The sequence below is a fragment of the Krasilnikovia cinnamomea genome, from assembly GCF_004217545.1.
Taxonomy (GTDB): Bacteria; Actinomycetota; Actinomycetes; order Mycobacteriales; family Micromonosporaceae; genus Actinoplanes; species Actinoplanes cinnamomeus.
Window position 1 is genome coordinate 1,391,820 of record NZ_SHKY01000001.1, and the last position, 13,926, is coordinate 1,405,745.

The following is a 13,926-nucleotide window of genomic DNA, read 5'->3' on the forward strand; positions in this document are numbered from 1 at the left end:
GGGGATCACGCGCGGGCCTCCTCGCGGCCGAACAGACCGGCCGGGCGCCACAACAGCACCGCGGCCATCACGATGAAGATCAACGTCTGGGACAGCGCGGGTACGTACAGGTTGCCCAGCGCCTGCAGCAGGCCGATCGCGAAGCCCGCCAGCACGGACCCGAACACCGAGCCGAGCCCGCCGATCACCACGACCGCGAAGACCGCGATGACCAGGTCCGCCCCCATCAGCGGGTTGATCGCCCGCATCGGCGCCGCCAGCACCCCGGCCAGCCCGGCCAGCGCCACCCCGAACCCGAAGACCGGCGTGACCCACCGGCCCACGTCGATCCCGAACGCACCTGTCAGCTCCGGCCGCTCGGTGGCGGCCCGCACCACCAGCCCCACCCGGGTACGGGTCAGCACGAGCCACACCGCCGCGCACAGCACCACCGAGGCGGCCAGCACGAACACCTGGTACGCCGGGTAGTCGAACAGGCCCAGGTGCACCGAGCCGGTCAGCTCCGCCGGGCGCGGGTACGGCTGCGACTGCACGCCGTACCCGCGCTTGACGAGGTCCTGCAGCACGAGGGTGAGCCCGAAGGTGAGCAGGAAGTTGTACAGCGGGTCGAGCGGGGCGAGGCGCCGGATCAGGGCGCGTTCCAGCACCGCGCCCACCAGGAAGAGCAGCGCGGGCACCAGCACCAGGGCCGCCCAGAACGGCACCCCGAACCGCGCCAGGGCCACGTACGCCCCGAACGCGCCCAGCATGTAGCAGGCGCCGTGGGCGAAGTTGACCACGCCCAGCATCCCGAAGATGACGGCCAGGCCGAGCGCCAGCAGCGCGTAGAAGCTGCCACTCACGAGGCCGTTGAAGCACTGTTGCAGCACGTCGGTCTCCGTCGGTGTCAGGACATCGCGCAGCCGCCGGCGGCCGCCGGTCGGAACGCCTGCTCGGCCGGGATGGTGCGCAGGATCTTCTCGTAGTCCCAGTCCGTGGTGACCTGGCTCTTGGGCTTGACCTCGGCCAGGTACACGTCGTGGATCACGCGGTGGTCCTGCGCCCGGATGCTCGCGTGGCGCGCGAACACGTCGTCGTACTGATAGCCCTCCAGCTTGGCCACGACGTCGTCGGCGGCGTCCGTGCCCGCCCGCTGCACCGCCTCCAGGTACTGCAGCGCGGCCGAGTAGTTGGCGGCGTGCGCGAACGACGGCCGGGTCCCGGTGCGGGCCGTGAACTGGGCCGCCCACTGCCGGTTGCGTTCGTCGAAGTTCCAGTACCAGGCGTCGGTGAAGGTGGTGCCCGCGAACGCGTCCGGGCCCAGCGAATGGATGTCGGTGATGAACATCAGGCCGACGGACAGCTTGATGCCCTGCTCCCGCAGCTTGAACTCGTTGTACTGCTTCACGAGGTTGACCAGGTCACCCCCGGCCTGCATGGTGCCGAGCACCTCCGGCTTGGGCTTGAGGGTGGGCGCCTTCAACAGGTACGTGGAGAAGTTGTCGTTCGGGAACGGGGTGGGATCCGCCGCGACGACCGTTCCCCCGGCCGCGCCGATCGCGGTGCGGAACGACTTCTGCATGTCCTGCCCGAACGCGTAGTCCGGATACACCAGGTACCAGTTCTTGTTGCCCTGCTTGGTCACCGCGGTCCCGGTGCCGTTGGCCAGCATGTACGTGTCGTACGCGTAGTGGAAGGTGTACTTGTTGCACTGCTTGCCGGTCAGTTCCGTGGTGGCCGCGCCGATGTTGAAGTACAGCTTGCGTTTCGCCTTCGCGACGTTCGCCACGGCGAGGGCGGCCGACGAGGTGGGCACGTCGAGGATGGTGTCGGCCTGCTGCCGGTCGTACAGTTCCTGGGCCTTGGAGTTGGCGATGTCGGGCTTGTTCTGGTGGTCGGCGGAGATCACCTCGATGTTCTTCGTGACCGCCTGATCGCCGTGCTTGGCCTGGAAGTCGGCGACGGCCATCCGGACCGCCTCGACGCTGTTCTTGCCGGACAGGTCGGCGTACACACCGGACTGGTCGTTGAGGACGGCCAGCACGATCTTTCCGCCGCTGATCTTCTCGTCGCCGCCGGGGCCGCCGCGCCCGCATCCGGCGATCAGCAGGACACCGGCCGCCGACGCGGCGCACAGCGCCCGCGTTGTCTTGCGCATGGGGATCTCCTCGGGGGTGTGCTCAGATGCCGAGGTACGCGAGCAGCTCGTGCTCCCGTTCGCGTACCTGGTCGTTGTCGAGCGCCTCGACGACCCGGCCCTGCGCCAGCAGGTGGTGGCGGTCGGCGACGCTCGTGGCGAAGTGCAGGTTCTGTTCGATCAGCAGCACCGTGACCCCGGCGGCCTTGATCTGCCGCAGGATGTCGCCGATCTGCTGCACCAGCAGGGGCGAGAGCCCTTCGGTGGGCTCGTCGCAGAGCAGCAGCCGGGCGCCGCTGCGCAGTACCCGGGCAAGCGCGAGCATCTGCTGCTCGCCGCCGGACAGGTGGGTTCCGGCGGCGCGGCGGCGCTGTCGCAGCACCGGGAAGGTCGCGTAGATCCGGTCCAGGGGCCACGGGTCCGGCCCGACGACCGGCGGCAGCAGCAGGTTCTCCTCGACGCTGAGGGTGGCGTAGATGCCGCGGTCGTCGGGCACGTACCCGAGCCCGGCCCGGGCGCGGCGGTGGGCGGGCCGGGTGTGGAAGCGGGCGTCGCCGAGGAACGTGATGCTCCCGGCGGACGGGGCGTGCAGGCCCATGAGGCAGCGCAGCAGGGTGGTCTTTCCGGCGCCGTTGCGGCCGACGAGGGTGACGATCTCCCCGGCGGCCACGGTCAGGCTGACGTCGCGCAGGACCCGCGCCTCGCCGTATCCGGCGCACAGGGAATCAACGGTCAACATGGGACTCCCCCAGATAGGCGGTGATCACCCGGGGGTCGGCGCGTACCTCGGCGTAGCCGCCCTCGACCAGGACGTCGCCGTGCTGCAGCACCGTGACCCGGTCGGCCAGGCTGCGGACCACGGTCATGTTGTGCTCGACCAGCACCACGGTGCGGCCCGCGCGGATCCGGGCGATCAGGTCGATGGTGCGGTCCACGTCCTCGGCGCCCATTCCGGCGGTGGGCTCGTCGAGCAGCAGCACGCGCGGCTCCAGGGCGAGGGCCACGGCCAGTTCGAGGGCGCGCTTGCGGCCGTACGCGAGCTCCGCGGCCGGGGTCTCGGCCGCGGCAGCGAGTCCCACCTCGTCGAGCAGGTGCAGGGCGCGGTCGCGGAACCGGCCGAGCTGCCGTTCGGAGCGCCAGAACCGCCAGCCCTGCCCGGTCCTGGCCTGCAGCGCCAGTTCGACGTGTTCGCGGGCGGTGACCTTGGGGAAGAGCGTGGTGATCTGGAACGAGCGGGCCACGCCGAGCCGGGCGACCCGCTCGGGTGCCAGCCCGGTGACGTCGCGCCCGTCCAGGGTGATCCGCCCGGCCGACGGGCGCAGGAAGCCGGTCAGCAGGTTGAACAGGGTCGTTTTGCCGGCGCCGTTCGGGCCCACGAGCGCGTGCACGCTGCCGTGCGCCACGTCGAGGTCCACCCGGCCCACGGCCGCGAAGCCGCGGAACCGCTTGCCGAGGCCGCGCGCCCGCAGGATCGGCTCCACCTTGGTCCCCTCCCACATGTCGCGGGCGCCGCCGCAGCGGTGGCGCCTGTGACGCGAAACGTTAGGGGAGAGTGACCGGCGTCACTATGTGCGTCGGACACACGGATCGACCAGGTCTCATGGGGTGGCACCCTATCCAGGGCCCGTCATGATCAGGACGGCCAAACGGTGGCGCGGCCCGCGCGGGCGGGTGACCATCGGCGGTATGGAGAACGCGCGACCGGACTCCGAGGTCCCGACGCAGACGCCGCAACCCTGGGGCCGCAGCTCCTTCCCGCCCATCGCCGACTACGCGTTCCTGTCCGACTGCGAGGTGAACTGCCTGGTCGCGCCGACCGGGGCGGTCGAATGGATGTGCCTGCCCCGGCCGGATTCGCCCAGCGTGTTCACCACGATGCTCGACCGCAGCGCGGGCGCCTTCCGGCTCGGCCCGTACGACGAGATGGTGCCCGCCGCGCGGCGTTACCTGCCGGGCAGCCTGATGCTGGAGACGACCTGGCAGACCCGCAGCGGGTGGCTGATCGTCCGCGACGCCCTGTGCATGGGTCCGTGGCACAACGTCGACGAGCGCTCCCGGACCCACCGCCGCTCCCCCACCGACTTCGACGCCGAGCACTGCCTGCTGCGTACGGTGCGCTGCGTCAGCGGTTCGGTGGACCTGTCGATGACCTGCGAGCCGGTGTTCGACTACGGCCGCCGCGAACCCGCCTGGCGCTACGAGGGCCCCGGCTACGGGCAGGTCGTCGCCGAGTGCCCGGACGGCGAGGTCACGCTGCGCCTCACCACGGACCTGCGGCCCGGCATCGAGGGCCGCGGCCTCGACGCCCGGACCCGGATGGTCGAGGGCGACACCCACTTCGTGGCGCTGAGCTGGTCGGCCCTGCAGCCGCCACTCACCGTCGACGACGCGCTGTGCCGGATGGGCCGCACCTCCGAGTACTGGCGCCAGTGGATCACCCTGGGCGACTTCCCCGACCACCCGTGGCGCAGCTACCTGCAACGCAGCGCGCTCACCCTCAAAGGCCTCACGTACGCGCCGAGCGGCGCACTGCTGGCGGCGGCCACCATGGCACTGCCCGAGACCCCGCGGGGCGAACGCAACTGGGACTACCGGTACGCATGGGTCCGCGACTCCACCTTCGCGCTGTGGGGCCTGTACACCCTGGGCTTCGACCGGGAGGCCAACGACTTCTTCTATTTCATCCACGACGCCTGCAAGGACGGGCACGACCTGCAGGTGATGTACCGGGTCGGCGGCGAACGGGAGATCGAGGAGGAGTCGCTGCCGCACCTGTCCGGGTACGAGGGCGCCTTCCCGGTGCGGCTCGGCAACGCCGCGTACAAGCAGAAGCAGCACGACGTGTGGGGTGCGGTGCTCGACTCGGTGTACCTGCACGCCCGGTCGCGCGAGCAACTGCCCGAGTCGCTGTGGCCCGTACTCAAACGCCAGGTCGAACAGGCCGCCGCGCACTGGGAAGAGCCGGACCGCGGCATCTGGGAGGTCCGCGGCGAGCCGCGGCACTTCGTCTCCAGCAAGGTGATGTGCTGGGTGGCCCTCGACCGCGGCGCCCGCCTGGCCCGCCTGTACGACGAGCCCGAGTACGCGGAGAAGTGGCAGACCCTGGCCGACCAGATCCACGCCGAGGTGTGCGCCAGGGGCGTCGACGACCGCGGTGTCTTCGTGCAGCGGTACGGCTCGACCGCCCTGGACGCCTCCGTGCTGCTGCTGCCGCTGCTGCGGTTCCTGCCCGCCGACGACCCCCGGATCAGGGCCACGGTGCGGGCGGTCGCCGACGAACTCACCGTGGACGGACTGGTGCTGCGCTACCGGGTGGAGGAGACCGACGACGGCCTGTCCGGCGAGGAGGGAGCGTTCACGATCTGCTCGTTCTGGCTGGTCTCCGCGCTGGTGGAGATCGGCGAGGTGGAGCAGGCGCGCAAGCTCTGCGAACGGCTGCTGGCGTACGCCAGCCCCCTGGAGCTGTACGCCGAGGAGATCGACACGTACAGCGGGCGGCACCTGGGCAACTTCCCGCAGGCGTTCACCCACCTGGCGCTGATCAACGCGGTGATGCACGTGATCCGGGCTGAGCAGCGTGTGGCCCCCGGCCAGTTCAGCCCGGCGAACCCGGCCGGTGGCTGATGCCGCCCGCCCGGCACACCGACCTGGAACGGGCCCTGGCCGAAGCGGCCCGGGTGGCGCAGCGCGCCCCGTCGGCGTTCAACACCCAACCGTGGCGGTGGCAGGTCCGCGCCCGCACCCTGGAGCTGCGCCGGGACCCCGGGCGGCAACTCATCCCGGCCGACCCCGAGGGACACCAACTGCTGCTGAGCTGCGGGGCCGCCCTGCACCACGCCCGCCTCGCGCTGGCCGCCGCGGGTCGCCTCGTGGACGTGTCCCGGCTGCCCGACCCCGACCTGCTGGCCCGACTCGACGTGCACGGCCGCACCGAACCGGACCCGTGGGTGCGCCGGTTGCGCGGGGCGATCCCGGCGCGGCACACCGATCGGCGGCCGTTCGGCCCCACCCCGGTGAATCCCATTGCCCTGGCCCATCTTCAGGCGGCGGCCCGCGCCGAGGACACCGGGCTGTGCGTACTCCCCGACGGCCAGGTGCCGACCCTGGCGCAGGCGGCAGCGGCGGCAGCGGCGGCTGAGCGGGCCGACCCGGCGTACCGGGCCATGGCGGCACGCTGGACCGGGCGCCCACCCGGCAGCGAGGACGGCGTCCCACCCGGAACGGCGGTCCGCCCCGGACCGCACCGCGTGCCGGTCCGCGACTACACCCCGGGCGCCGATGAAGCCGCCGGCGCGGGACTCCCACCGGTCGGCGGTCCGGCGCAGGGTGGGGTCCTCGCGGCGGGGAGCGGCGACGATCGCGGCACCGCGTACGCGATCCTGCACGGGCCGGGCGACGGGCCGCACGACTGGCTGCGCGCCGGGGAGGCACTGTCGGCGGTGCTGCTGACCGCGGTGACCGAGGGGCTGGCCAGCTCCCCGATGACCGATGTGCTGGAGGTACCGGAGGCGTCAGGGCTCGTGCGCGGCCTGCTGCCCGACAGCGGTGATGTGCCGTATCTCGTGCTGCGGATCGGCGTGGCGGTGGAACCGGACGCTCCGCCACCCACGCCGCGCCGCCGCCCCGGCTCGGTCCTCGGCTTCGGCTTCGGCTTCGGCTGCTGACCGTGCCGTTGTCGTCGTACCCGATGCCGATTCACGGGTCGCGCCGTATCCGTACGCTGTCGCCGTGTCCGCTCGCGCCGCCCGCCTGATCGCCGTGCCCTTCGCCCTGATGACCTTCGCCCTGCGGGTCGTGGCGGACTTCTGGGTGGACCCGCTGGCCCTGCCGCTGCGGCCCTGGCCGGTCAGCCTCGCCGCCACGGTGGCCGCTGGGCTGGCCGCCGGCCTGCTCCCGCTCGGCGGGTACTGGCTGTGCACGCGTCATGCCTGGCGACGGCCGGCGGCGTGGCACGCGGACGCCAACCGGGGCCGCTTCGTCGCCGACCTGACCCCGCGATGGGCCGGTCCTCAGGCCGTGCTCATCGCCTGGTTCAGCGGCGGTCTGGTGCCCGACGAGCGCGTTCCCGGCACCGACCGGGTGCGGATCGCCGACCTGGGAGTGGTCACCGACGTCTGGATCGTCCTCGCCGCCATCGCGCTGGTCGCCGGCGTCGCGGTGGTCCTGGCGGGCCGACCACGGCTGACCCTGGACCCGGGCGGCGTCATGCTGCAGAGCCTGGTGACCCGGCGGCGGTTCGGCTGGAACGATCTGGTCCCCGGCATGCCGCCGCCCCCGGCCAAGCCGAGTCCCCGGGTGGTCACCCTGTACCGACGCCCGCCTGACGCGTCACACGGCCCGTTCCTTCCCTGGCGTCTCCCGGCGGATCGCCTGCACGTGGATCCGGCGTTCCTCGCCCTGAGCCTGCGCCGCTACCTCGACCATCCGGAGCACCGCCAGGCCATCGGGACCGCCGAGGAGATCGCGGCGTTGCGCGACAGCGCCGCCTCTCCGGCGCCGCCCAGCTGATCGAGGTCAATCAACGCTGACGACCACCTTGCCGAGGGCACGTCCCTCGCCGACCTCGGCCAAGGCCGCGGGCACGTCGTCAAGGCCGACGGTGTGACCGATGTGAATGGTGAGATCACCCGCGACGCAGAGGTCGGCGACCGGCCCGAAATGCGTCGGCCCCTCCTTGACCGCGAGCACTCCGAGACGGCGACCCGTGAGCCGACCGGCCAACGAGCCGACCGTCAGGATGCGCAACAGGGCCGGTACCGATCCGCCGACGCACCGGTACCGGCCACCGGGGGCCAGGGCCCGGCGGTAGGCGAACACCGACCGGTGCGCGACCAGATCGAGCACGAGATCGTACGGGCCGCCGCGGGTGAAGTCCTCGCTCCGATAGTCGATCACCGCGTCCGCGCCGGCCGAGCGCATGAAGTCGAGCTTGCCCGCGTTGTCGACGCCGGTCACGTGGGCGCCCAGCCGCTTGGCGAGCTGGATGGCGAACGAACCCGAGCCTCCGCCCGCGCCGTTGATGAGGACCCGGTGCCCGGGCGCGGCGCCGCCGGTCCCCTGCCACGCGATCACGCCCGCCTGCGGGATCGTCGACGCCTCGGCGAAGGTCAGCGCGGCGGGTTTGTGGGCCAGCACCGATTCGGGGGCGATCGCGTACTCGGCGAAGCCGCCCTTGAGCCCGAGGTTGTCGCCGTACACCTCGTCGCCGGGCCGGAACCGGGTCACGGCCGGACCGACCGCCTCGACCCGACCGGCGATGTCCGAGCCGAGAATGGGGCGTGCCGGGGTGCGTAGGCCGCCGATGCGCGAATACAGCGGAGAGCCTCGCAGGGTCTCCCAATCGCTCAGGTTGACCGAGGTCGCCGCAACCTTGATCAGCACCTGGCCGGCGGCCGGGGACGGCGTGGGAACGTTCTCGATCCGCAACACGTCCGGGGGTCCGTACCGGTCGTACACGACCGCTCTCATCCGTCCATCCTCAACCTTCGACGCCGGCCTCTTCCTGAAACGCGTCGACCTCTGCCACGCCAGGGAACTCCGCCAGCTTGGCACGGAGCAGGAGGAGCCGCTCGGTGACCCGCGAGCTGCCAGCCTTGCGGGACAGACGAAGGGCGCGCGTGGCGGCCTCGGCCGCACGTTCGACCTCGTTCGCCTGAAGTAGCGACTCGGCGAGCCAGGTCAAGTAGAGCCCGGTCTCCCGCCCAGTCTCCTCGCCGTACCCGGCGGTCGCGCGCTCCAGGATGGGAACCGCTCGCAGCGGGCGGCGAAGCTGGGTCCAGACCCGCCCGGCCATGATGTCGATCTCACCCTCGTCGAGCCAGTAGACCCAGATCGGATCGTCGGCCGGCCGACGATGCTCGTACTGTTCCTCAACCGTGCCGAGGGCCCGCTCGGCGGCCGCCGCATCGCCGGCCCGGGCCTCGGCCCAGGCGACACGTTCGGCTAGGAGCGCCCTGACTGTCGCGCTAGCTGCACGTCGCGCGCCAACGCAGGCGGATTTCGCGATCGTCACGGCCTCTCGTGCATCACCGACATTGGCGACCTGGTACGCGAGCGACGAGAGGTTGTTGGCCGCACCTGCCGCGTCTCCACCCGCGTGGGCGGCACGTATCCCTGCGAGGTAGTAGCGCTCCGCTTCGGCATGGTGTCCCGCATCGCTGGTAACCCACCCGGCTACCTGGGCTAGCTCACCGATCGCAACCAGGAGACGTCTGCCGACCTCCTCGGTGTAGGCGGCGTCGCGAAGCAGCGCAGCCGTCGCCACCAGCTCCGCGGCGACCATCGCGTGCGTGTCCTGCCCTCCGACGTAATCGTCGAGCTGGCGGAGCTGATGGACCCGCTTCTCCACGTCCCGGGCCTGAGACACGCCGATGCGGCGGCCAGCACGAGTGGCGGTGACCTGGGGCGGTTCGGCGATCAACCACATGTGCGCCAGCGTGCGGGCGTTCTCCGCCATGGGCTTCGTCGCCTGCACAGCGGCGGCGAGCCGGTCGGAGTCCCTCGGCCGCCAGATCCCGTCGTCCAGTTTCCACGGTTCGCCGCCCGAGTCCGCCGAGGCGACCAGGCCGCGTATGGGTCGAGCGGCTTGCCCGAACGTCACCACCGCTGGCCCCTCCGTGCCGCCAAGGTGTCGCCCTTGCTTGCCAGGCCCACAGCCTGCCCGATGGCAGCACTTCAGCACCACTCCTCTCGCTCTGGCGGTCTACCCCTCTTGCGGAGGATGCCGTCACGTCCCATGCGGGGGTCGGCGCGTCCAGGCGAGAAAGCGATCGCAGAGTTCACCCGGCGCCGACTTGGGCAGCTCGGCGGCAGCCTCGATCATCCACGAGGTCATCAGGATTGTGAGTTGAACGGTCGGGGAGTCGGGAACGATGTGCACTCGATAGGGCTGGCAGGGCCACGGTGCCCGGCAGGCCATGCACAGCCAGTCGGGTCGGTGCGGCTGGTGGACCCGAACGACGGATTCGTACGCGCCTGCTGGCCCGGAGTCAGCAGCGGCGTGACGATCGGCAAGGGCATGGTCGGGCGCGTCCAGTCCGGTGGCGGGTGGGCACCGCTGCGATCCGGGTACACGGTTGCCGGCCCGCACAGATCCGCCGCCGGTCGGTTGTTCCCGTATCGGCGCCACCACCGGAAGCGCATCGTCATCCACCTCAACCCCTCCGTCAGGCCACAACGTCGGATCGTCCGGCCCAATCGGAATGGGCCGCGGCCGGACTCATCTGCCCATCGACGCTATGGCTGCGGCGTAGGAGCGCTCGAGAACTTTGCAGAATTTTGCAGCTTGACGCGTGCCGGACCGGCGGGAACCATGGCAGGAGCGACACTGACCCTCCGGGAGGACACTGTGGAGCTGAGCTTCGTCGCCAAGGACCCCGGTTCTGAACCGAGCGGCTCCCCGACGCTGTATCGCACCGACCGCGGATCCTGGGTGGTGCAAGGCTGGGTCGTTACCGACCAGGCCGCGTTGGACGCAATGGACATCCCTGCCGGGGAGTCGTGCGTGGAAATTCCCGATCGCCTCGTTCCATTCTTCGCCCCGGGCGAACGGTGATGGACCCGGCGACCTACGACGACCTCAACGCGCTGTGCCGAGGCATCCGAAAGTCATTTGTGCACCTGGAGACCCGGGACGCCTACGGTACCGAGGTGGAATCACCCCACATGGCGAGATGGCGGCGCGGCGAGCCCGACGACTACGCCTGGCTCGGCTGGTGGTTGGAGATGCTGCGCGAACACCGCGCAGCCGGGCGCACCTGCCGCCGGGCCCGCATCGTGTCCGAGCCGTTGAGTGACTACCAGCGCTGGACGATGAGCCATGCGAGCCTGTTCACCGACGCCGGCGAGGAGATCCGATACCTGCCGCGCCCTCGGCTGGCCACCATAGCGCTGCCGGGGAGCGGGGACTTCTACGTCTTCGACGACGAGATCGTGTTGTTCCTGCACTACACCGGCGCGGGCACAAACGCTTCATTCCAGACAACGACCGAACCTGCGATCGTGCGGACCTGCCGTCAGGCCTTCGAGACGGTGTGGGATTTGGCTGTGCCCGTACGTGACTACCGATCCCAGTAGCTCCGTTGCGCAGGCCCGCAAGGATCTCGGTAACCGCCTACGCCAACTGCGTCGCACTGCCGGATTGACTGGCAAGGCACTGGCCGCCGCCACCGGCCAGCATTTCACCCGGATCAGCCGCATCGAGCACGGTGTGCAGGCACCCACCGAAGCGAACATCCGCGACTGGTGCACCGTCTGCGGCGCTCCCGATCAGATCCCCGAACTGATCGCTACCGCCCGGTCCGTCGAGTCCGCCTACCTGGAATGGGCACGGCAATCGCGCGCCGGTATGCGCCGCCTCGGTGATCTGCACTCGATCGCCACATACCGGCGGACAACCACATTCCGCATTCACGAACCCACCATCCTGCCCGGCATCTTCCAGACCGATGCCTACATCCGGCGGATGCTCGCGTTCTGGTACGCGTTTCTGGACGCTCCGGACGACACCGAGGCCACCATCGCGATGAAGGCGGAAGGCACTGCTACCGCCCTTCACCCGACCAAGCGCATCGCCGTGATCCTCGGTGAGCAGGCACTGCGCACCCGGCGCGGCACGCTTCAGGAACACTCGAGCCAGCTCGACCACGTGCGGACGCTGATGCGCCTGCCGTTCGTCTCCGTCGGAATCATCCCGGCCGACGCGCAGCGCTACGCCATCGCCTCCATCGGCTTCTGGATCTTCGACAGCAACGCTGTCGCACTGGAGACCCCCACCGCCGCCATCAAAGTCACCCGGCCGAAGGAAATCGCACTCTACGCCAAGCTTTTCGATGACCTCCGAAAGGAGGCACGCTACGGCTATGAGGCGCACGCAATCATCGACGGCGTCGTCAGAGGCACCCAGGCTACGGATCTCTGAAACGAACACGGCGCGCTGCAACGCGTCTAGAGTTCGCCGGTTGCCTTCAGCAGGAGCACGGCCAGCAGCCCGGAGACCGACCCAGCCCCAATGATCCGGCCACCTTCGATGTGCTGCCAGATCTCATCGAGGGGAATCCAGCCGACGCGCTCAGCCTCGTTGATGTCCGGGGCCGACCCGGTGAAGTCAGCACCGCGTGCGAGGTACACGACGTTCTCCTGATCGATGGTGCCCACCATGGGTTGGAACGCGATGAGCCGTTCCATGCTGCGCGGGCGCCATCCCGTCTCCTCCTCGACTTCACGAGCCGCGCACGCCATCGGGTCCTCGGTCGGGTCCAAATAGCCGCCAGGCAGCTCCCAGACCCAGCGATCCATGATGAAGCGGTGCCGCCACAGCATGAGGACGCGCTCGTCATCATCCAGGACGATAACCATGGCCGCGCTGGGCACGCGAAGGACGTACTGCTCGAATCGCACGCCGTCGGGTAGTTCCACGTCGGCAATTCCGAGGACTGCACGGCGGGTGTCGTCGATGACCCGCTCCCCGTGGATGATCCATTCGCTGGCCCGCTTCGGTTCCACGCCCATGTGCGAAACCCTAGCGGCGCGCTATCGCAGCTGACATCGCCCTCATTGCTAGGCAGGAGGTGGTGTCGGTGCTGTCATCGCGGGCGTGGTCCCTCATCAGCATCCAGGTGACTTCTTGGGTTGCTACCAGGTGTGGCGGCCGGAAGCCTTCGCCAGCGCGCCGGCCCGCCACATCACCGCCGCGCCCGCCAGCCAGGCGAACAGGGCGAGCACGGTCACCACGAACCCGACATGCGGCAGCGCGCTGATCCGCTCCCCGCCGTTGGCGCCGATCAGGGCGAGAACAGCGAAGACCGGCGCCAGTACGGCGGCTCCGGCCGTCAGCCGCAGGGCCGGGCCGAGACGCGGATCACCCGGGTGCTGACCGCGCGCGAACAGGGCGCACAGCGCGCCGATCCCCGCGGCCATCACCACGAACAGCCCCCACTGGCCCGCGCCCGCCATCTGCGCCAGGGTGCCGGAACGGCTCCGCGACGATGCGGTCGGACCTTCGGTCCACAGGTAGATGGCCTTTGTCCGGGAGCCGCCGGATTCGAACACCTTGGTTTCGGCGAACCAGGGCAGCGCCGAGGCGACCAGAACGAGGAGACCCAGCAACGCCATGAACAGGCAGAGCTTCCGCCACCGCTGACGGTCGTCGACGACACTGCCGGCCCGGGCATCCAACTGCGCCTTCATCGGTCCTCCTCAAGCCCCAAAAACCGTCTCGACCAGGGGCGATGTGAATGGAAGGACGGTAGGTCCGGTGTCGCCCGTCGGCATCAGCCGCTCGGACGGGGATGGCTGTCCGGGCGGTGGCCGCGGACCGCGCGCCTGAGCCTGTCGTCTGACGCGCGGAACCCGCTGAGCCGGACTTGGTTCCGGCTCAGCGGGTTCGTCCCGTTCAGCGGCTGGTGAGCGCGGGCCGCAGCGCAAGGATCAGGCCGAGCGTGACGTATCCGGCCAGCAGGTGCGCCACCCCGAACCAGTCGGCGACCGGAAAGCCGAAGATGGCCATCACGGGAATGGTCGCGACCGCCCAGCTCTCGGCGACCATCGGCCATACCCGGGCGGCCCCGCGCCAGCGGCCGGCGAAGGCGATCTTCAGCCCGATGACGAACATGCCGACCATCGACAGCGGCCAGAACGCGTCCAGGATGGACAGCCACGCCTCGTCGCGCAGTGCCGGGAAGAAGCCGTGCAGCACGGTCCAGAGGGTGGCGAGCGCGAGCAGGCCGTACTCGACCTTGAGCATCGCCCGCGCGGCCCGCGTCACGCCGGTCGCGCCGGTCCTCAACTGCGCGGTGACCAACGCGAGCATG

Annotated in this window: 15 protein-coding genes; 6 read left to right on the forward strand and 9 right to left on the reverse strand. The window is 70.5% G+C overall.

Features of this window, described 5'->3' with window-relative positions:
* Nucleotides 1-5 precede the first annotated feature (5 nt).
* From EV385_RS06040 to EV385_RS06055, 4 genes are read right to left on the reverse strand one after another with little or no spacing between them, the layout of a single operon-like run.
* A complete protein-coding gene (locus tag EV385_RS06040; protein ID WP_423203102.1) occupies nt 6-890 on the reverse strand; it encodes a branched-chain amino acid ABC transporter permease in 885 nt (294 codons plus the stop codon).
* On the reverse strand, nt 887-2,137 hold the full coding sequence (locus tag EV385_RS06045; protein WP_207229765.1) for an ABC transporter substrate-binding protein: 1,251 nt from the start codon (nt 2,135-2,137) through the stop codon (nt 887-889). Before EV385_RS06045 ends, EV385_RS06040 begins: the two co-directional genes overlap by 4 nt.
* Before the next feature lie 22 nt (nt 2,138-2,159).
* Nucleotides 2,160-2,855: an ABC transporter ATP-binding protein gene (locus EV385_RS06050; RefSeq protein WP_130508550.1), complete on the reverse strand. Its 696-nt coding sequence runs from the start codon at nt 2,853-2,855 to the stop codon at nt 2,160-2,162.
* Nucleotides 2,842-3,615 carry an ABC transporter ATP-binding protein gene (locus EV385_RS06055; protein WP_130508551.1) on the reverse strand — a complete coding sequence of 258 codons (774 nt, stop codon included), beginning with the start codon at nt 3,613-3,615 and terminating at the stop codon, nt 2,842-2,844. The genes EV385_RS06050 and EV385_RS06055 overlap by 14 nt, the downstream gene beginning before the upstream one ends.
* Before the next feature lie 187 nt (nt 3,616-3,802).
* Between EV385_RS06055 and EV385_RS06060 the strand changes: the two genes are divergently transcribed.
* The 3 genes from EV385_RS06060 to EV385_RS06070 all read left to right on the forward strand — a co-directional run bounded on the left by EV385_RS06060 (nt 3,803) and on the right by EV385_RS06070 (nt 7,624).
* On the forward strand, nt 3,803-5,740 hold the full coding sequence (locus EV385_RS06060) for a glycoside hydrolase family 15 protein (RefSeq protein WP_130508552.1): 1,938 nt from the start codon (nt 3,803-3,805) through the stop codon (nt 5,738-5,740).
* Nucleotides 5,740-6,780 carry an Acg family FMN-binding oxidoreductase gene (locus EV385_RS06065; RefSeq protein WP_130508553.1) on the forward strand — a complete coding sequence of 347 codons (1,041 nt, stop codon included), beginning with the start codon at nt 5,740-5,742 and terminating at the stop codon, nt 6,778-6,780. The genes EV385_RS06060 and EV385_RS06065 overlap by 1 nt, the downstream gene beginning before the upstream one ends.
* Nucleotides 6,781-6,844: 64 nt before the next feature.
* Nucleotides 6,845-7,624, forward strand: coding sequence for a hypothetical protein (locus tag EV385_RS06070; protein ID WP_130508554.1), 780 nt, complete (start codon nt 6,845-6,847; stop codon nt 7,622-7,624).
* A gap of 6 nt (nt 7,625-7,630) precedes the next feature.
* On the opposite strand, the gene EV385_RS06075 is transcribed toward EV385_RS06070, so the two are convergent.
* Both EV385_RS06075 and EV385_RS06080 read right to left on the reverse strand, forming a co-directional pair.
* Nucleotides 7,631-8,584, reverse strand: coding sequence for an NAD(P)-dependent alcohol dehydrogenase (locus tag EV385_RS06075; RefSeq protein WP_130508555.1), 954 nt, complete (start codon nt 8,582-8,584; stop codon nt 7,631-7,633).
* A 10-nt stretch (nt 8,585-8,594) separates the two neighbouring features.
* Nucleotides 8,595-9,719, reverse strand: a complete 1,125-nt coding sequence (locus tag EV385_RS06080) for an NsdA family TPR-like regulatory protein (protein ID WP_130508556.1) — start codon at nt 9,717-9,719, stop codon at nt 8,595-8,597.
* Nucleotides 9,720-10,463: 744 nt separating this feature from the next.
* Between EV385_RS06080 and EV385_RS06085 the strand changes: the two genes are divergently transcribed.
* Genes EV385_RS06085 through EV385_RS06095 form a run of 3 tightly spaced genes read left to right on the forward strand, consistent with a single transcriptional unit; the run spans nt 10,464 to nt 12,035 of the window.
* Nucleotides 10,464-10,670, forward strand: a complete 207-nt coding sequence (locus EV385_RS06085) for a hypothetical protein (protein ID WP_130508557.1) — start codon at nt 10,464-10,466, stop codon at nt 10,668-10,670.
* A complete protein-coding gene (locus EV385_RS06090) occupies nt 10,670-11,191 on the forward strand; it encodes a DUF6879 family protein (protein WP_130508558.1) in 522 nt (173 codons plus the stop codon). The genes EV385_RS06085 and EV385_RS06090 overlap by 1 nt, the downstream gene beginning before the upstream one ends.
* Nucleotides 11,172-12,035 (forward strand): Scr1 family TA system antitoxin-like transcriptional regulator, encoded by an 864-nt coding sequence (locus EV385_RS06095; protein ID WP_130508559.1) that lies wholly within the window; start codon nt 11,172-11,174, stop codon nt 12,033-12,035. Before EV385_RS06090 ends, EV385_RS06095 begins: the two co-directional genes overlap by 20 nt.
* Nucleotides 12,036-12,061: 26 nt before the next feature.
* Here EV385_RS06095 and EV385_RS06100 read toward each other — a convergent pair whose 3' ends face one another.
* The 3 genes from EV385_RS06100 to EV385_RS06110 form a co-directional block, all read right to left on the reverse strand.
* The gene (locus EV385_RS06100) at nt 12,062-12,625 is read right to left on the reverse strand and encodes an NUDIX hydrolase (protein ID WP_130508560.1); all 564 of its coding nucleotides are present in this window, start codon (nt 12,623-12,625) and stop codon (nt 12,062-12,064) included.
* Between the two features lie 123 nt (nt 12,626-12,748).
* Nucleotides 12,749-13,303 carry a hypothetical protein gene (locus EV385_RS06105; protein ID WP_130508561.1) on the reverse strand — a complete coding sequence of 185 codons (555 nt, stop codon included), beginning with the start codon at nt 13,301-13,303 and terminating at the stop codon, nt 12,749-12,751.
* A 205-nt stretch (nt 13,304-13,508) separates the two neighbouring features.
* The gene (locus EV385_RS06110) at nt 13,509-13,925 is read right to left on the reverse strand and encodes a hypothetical protein (RefSeq protein ID WP_130508562.1); all 417 of its coding nucleotides are present in this window, start codon (nt 13,923-13,925) and stop codon (nt 13,509-13,511) included.
* Between the last annotated feature and the right edge of the window lies 1 nt (nt 13,926).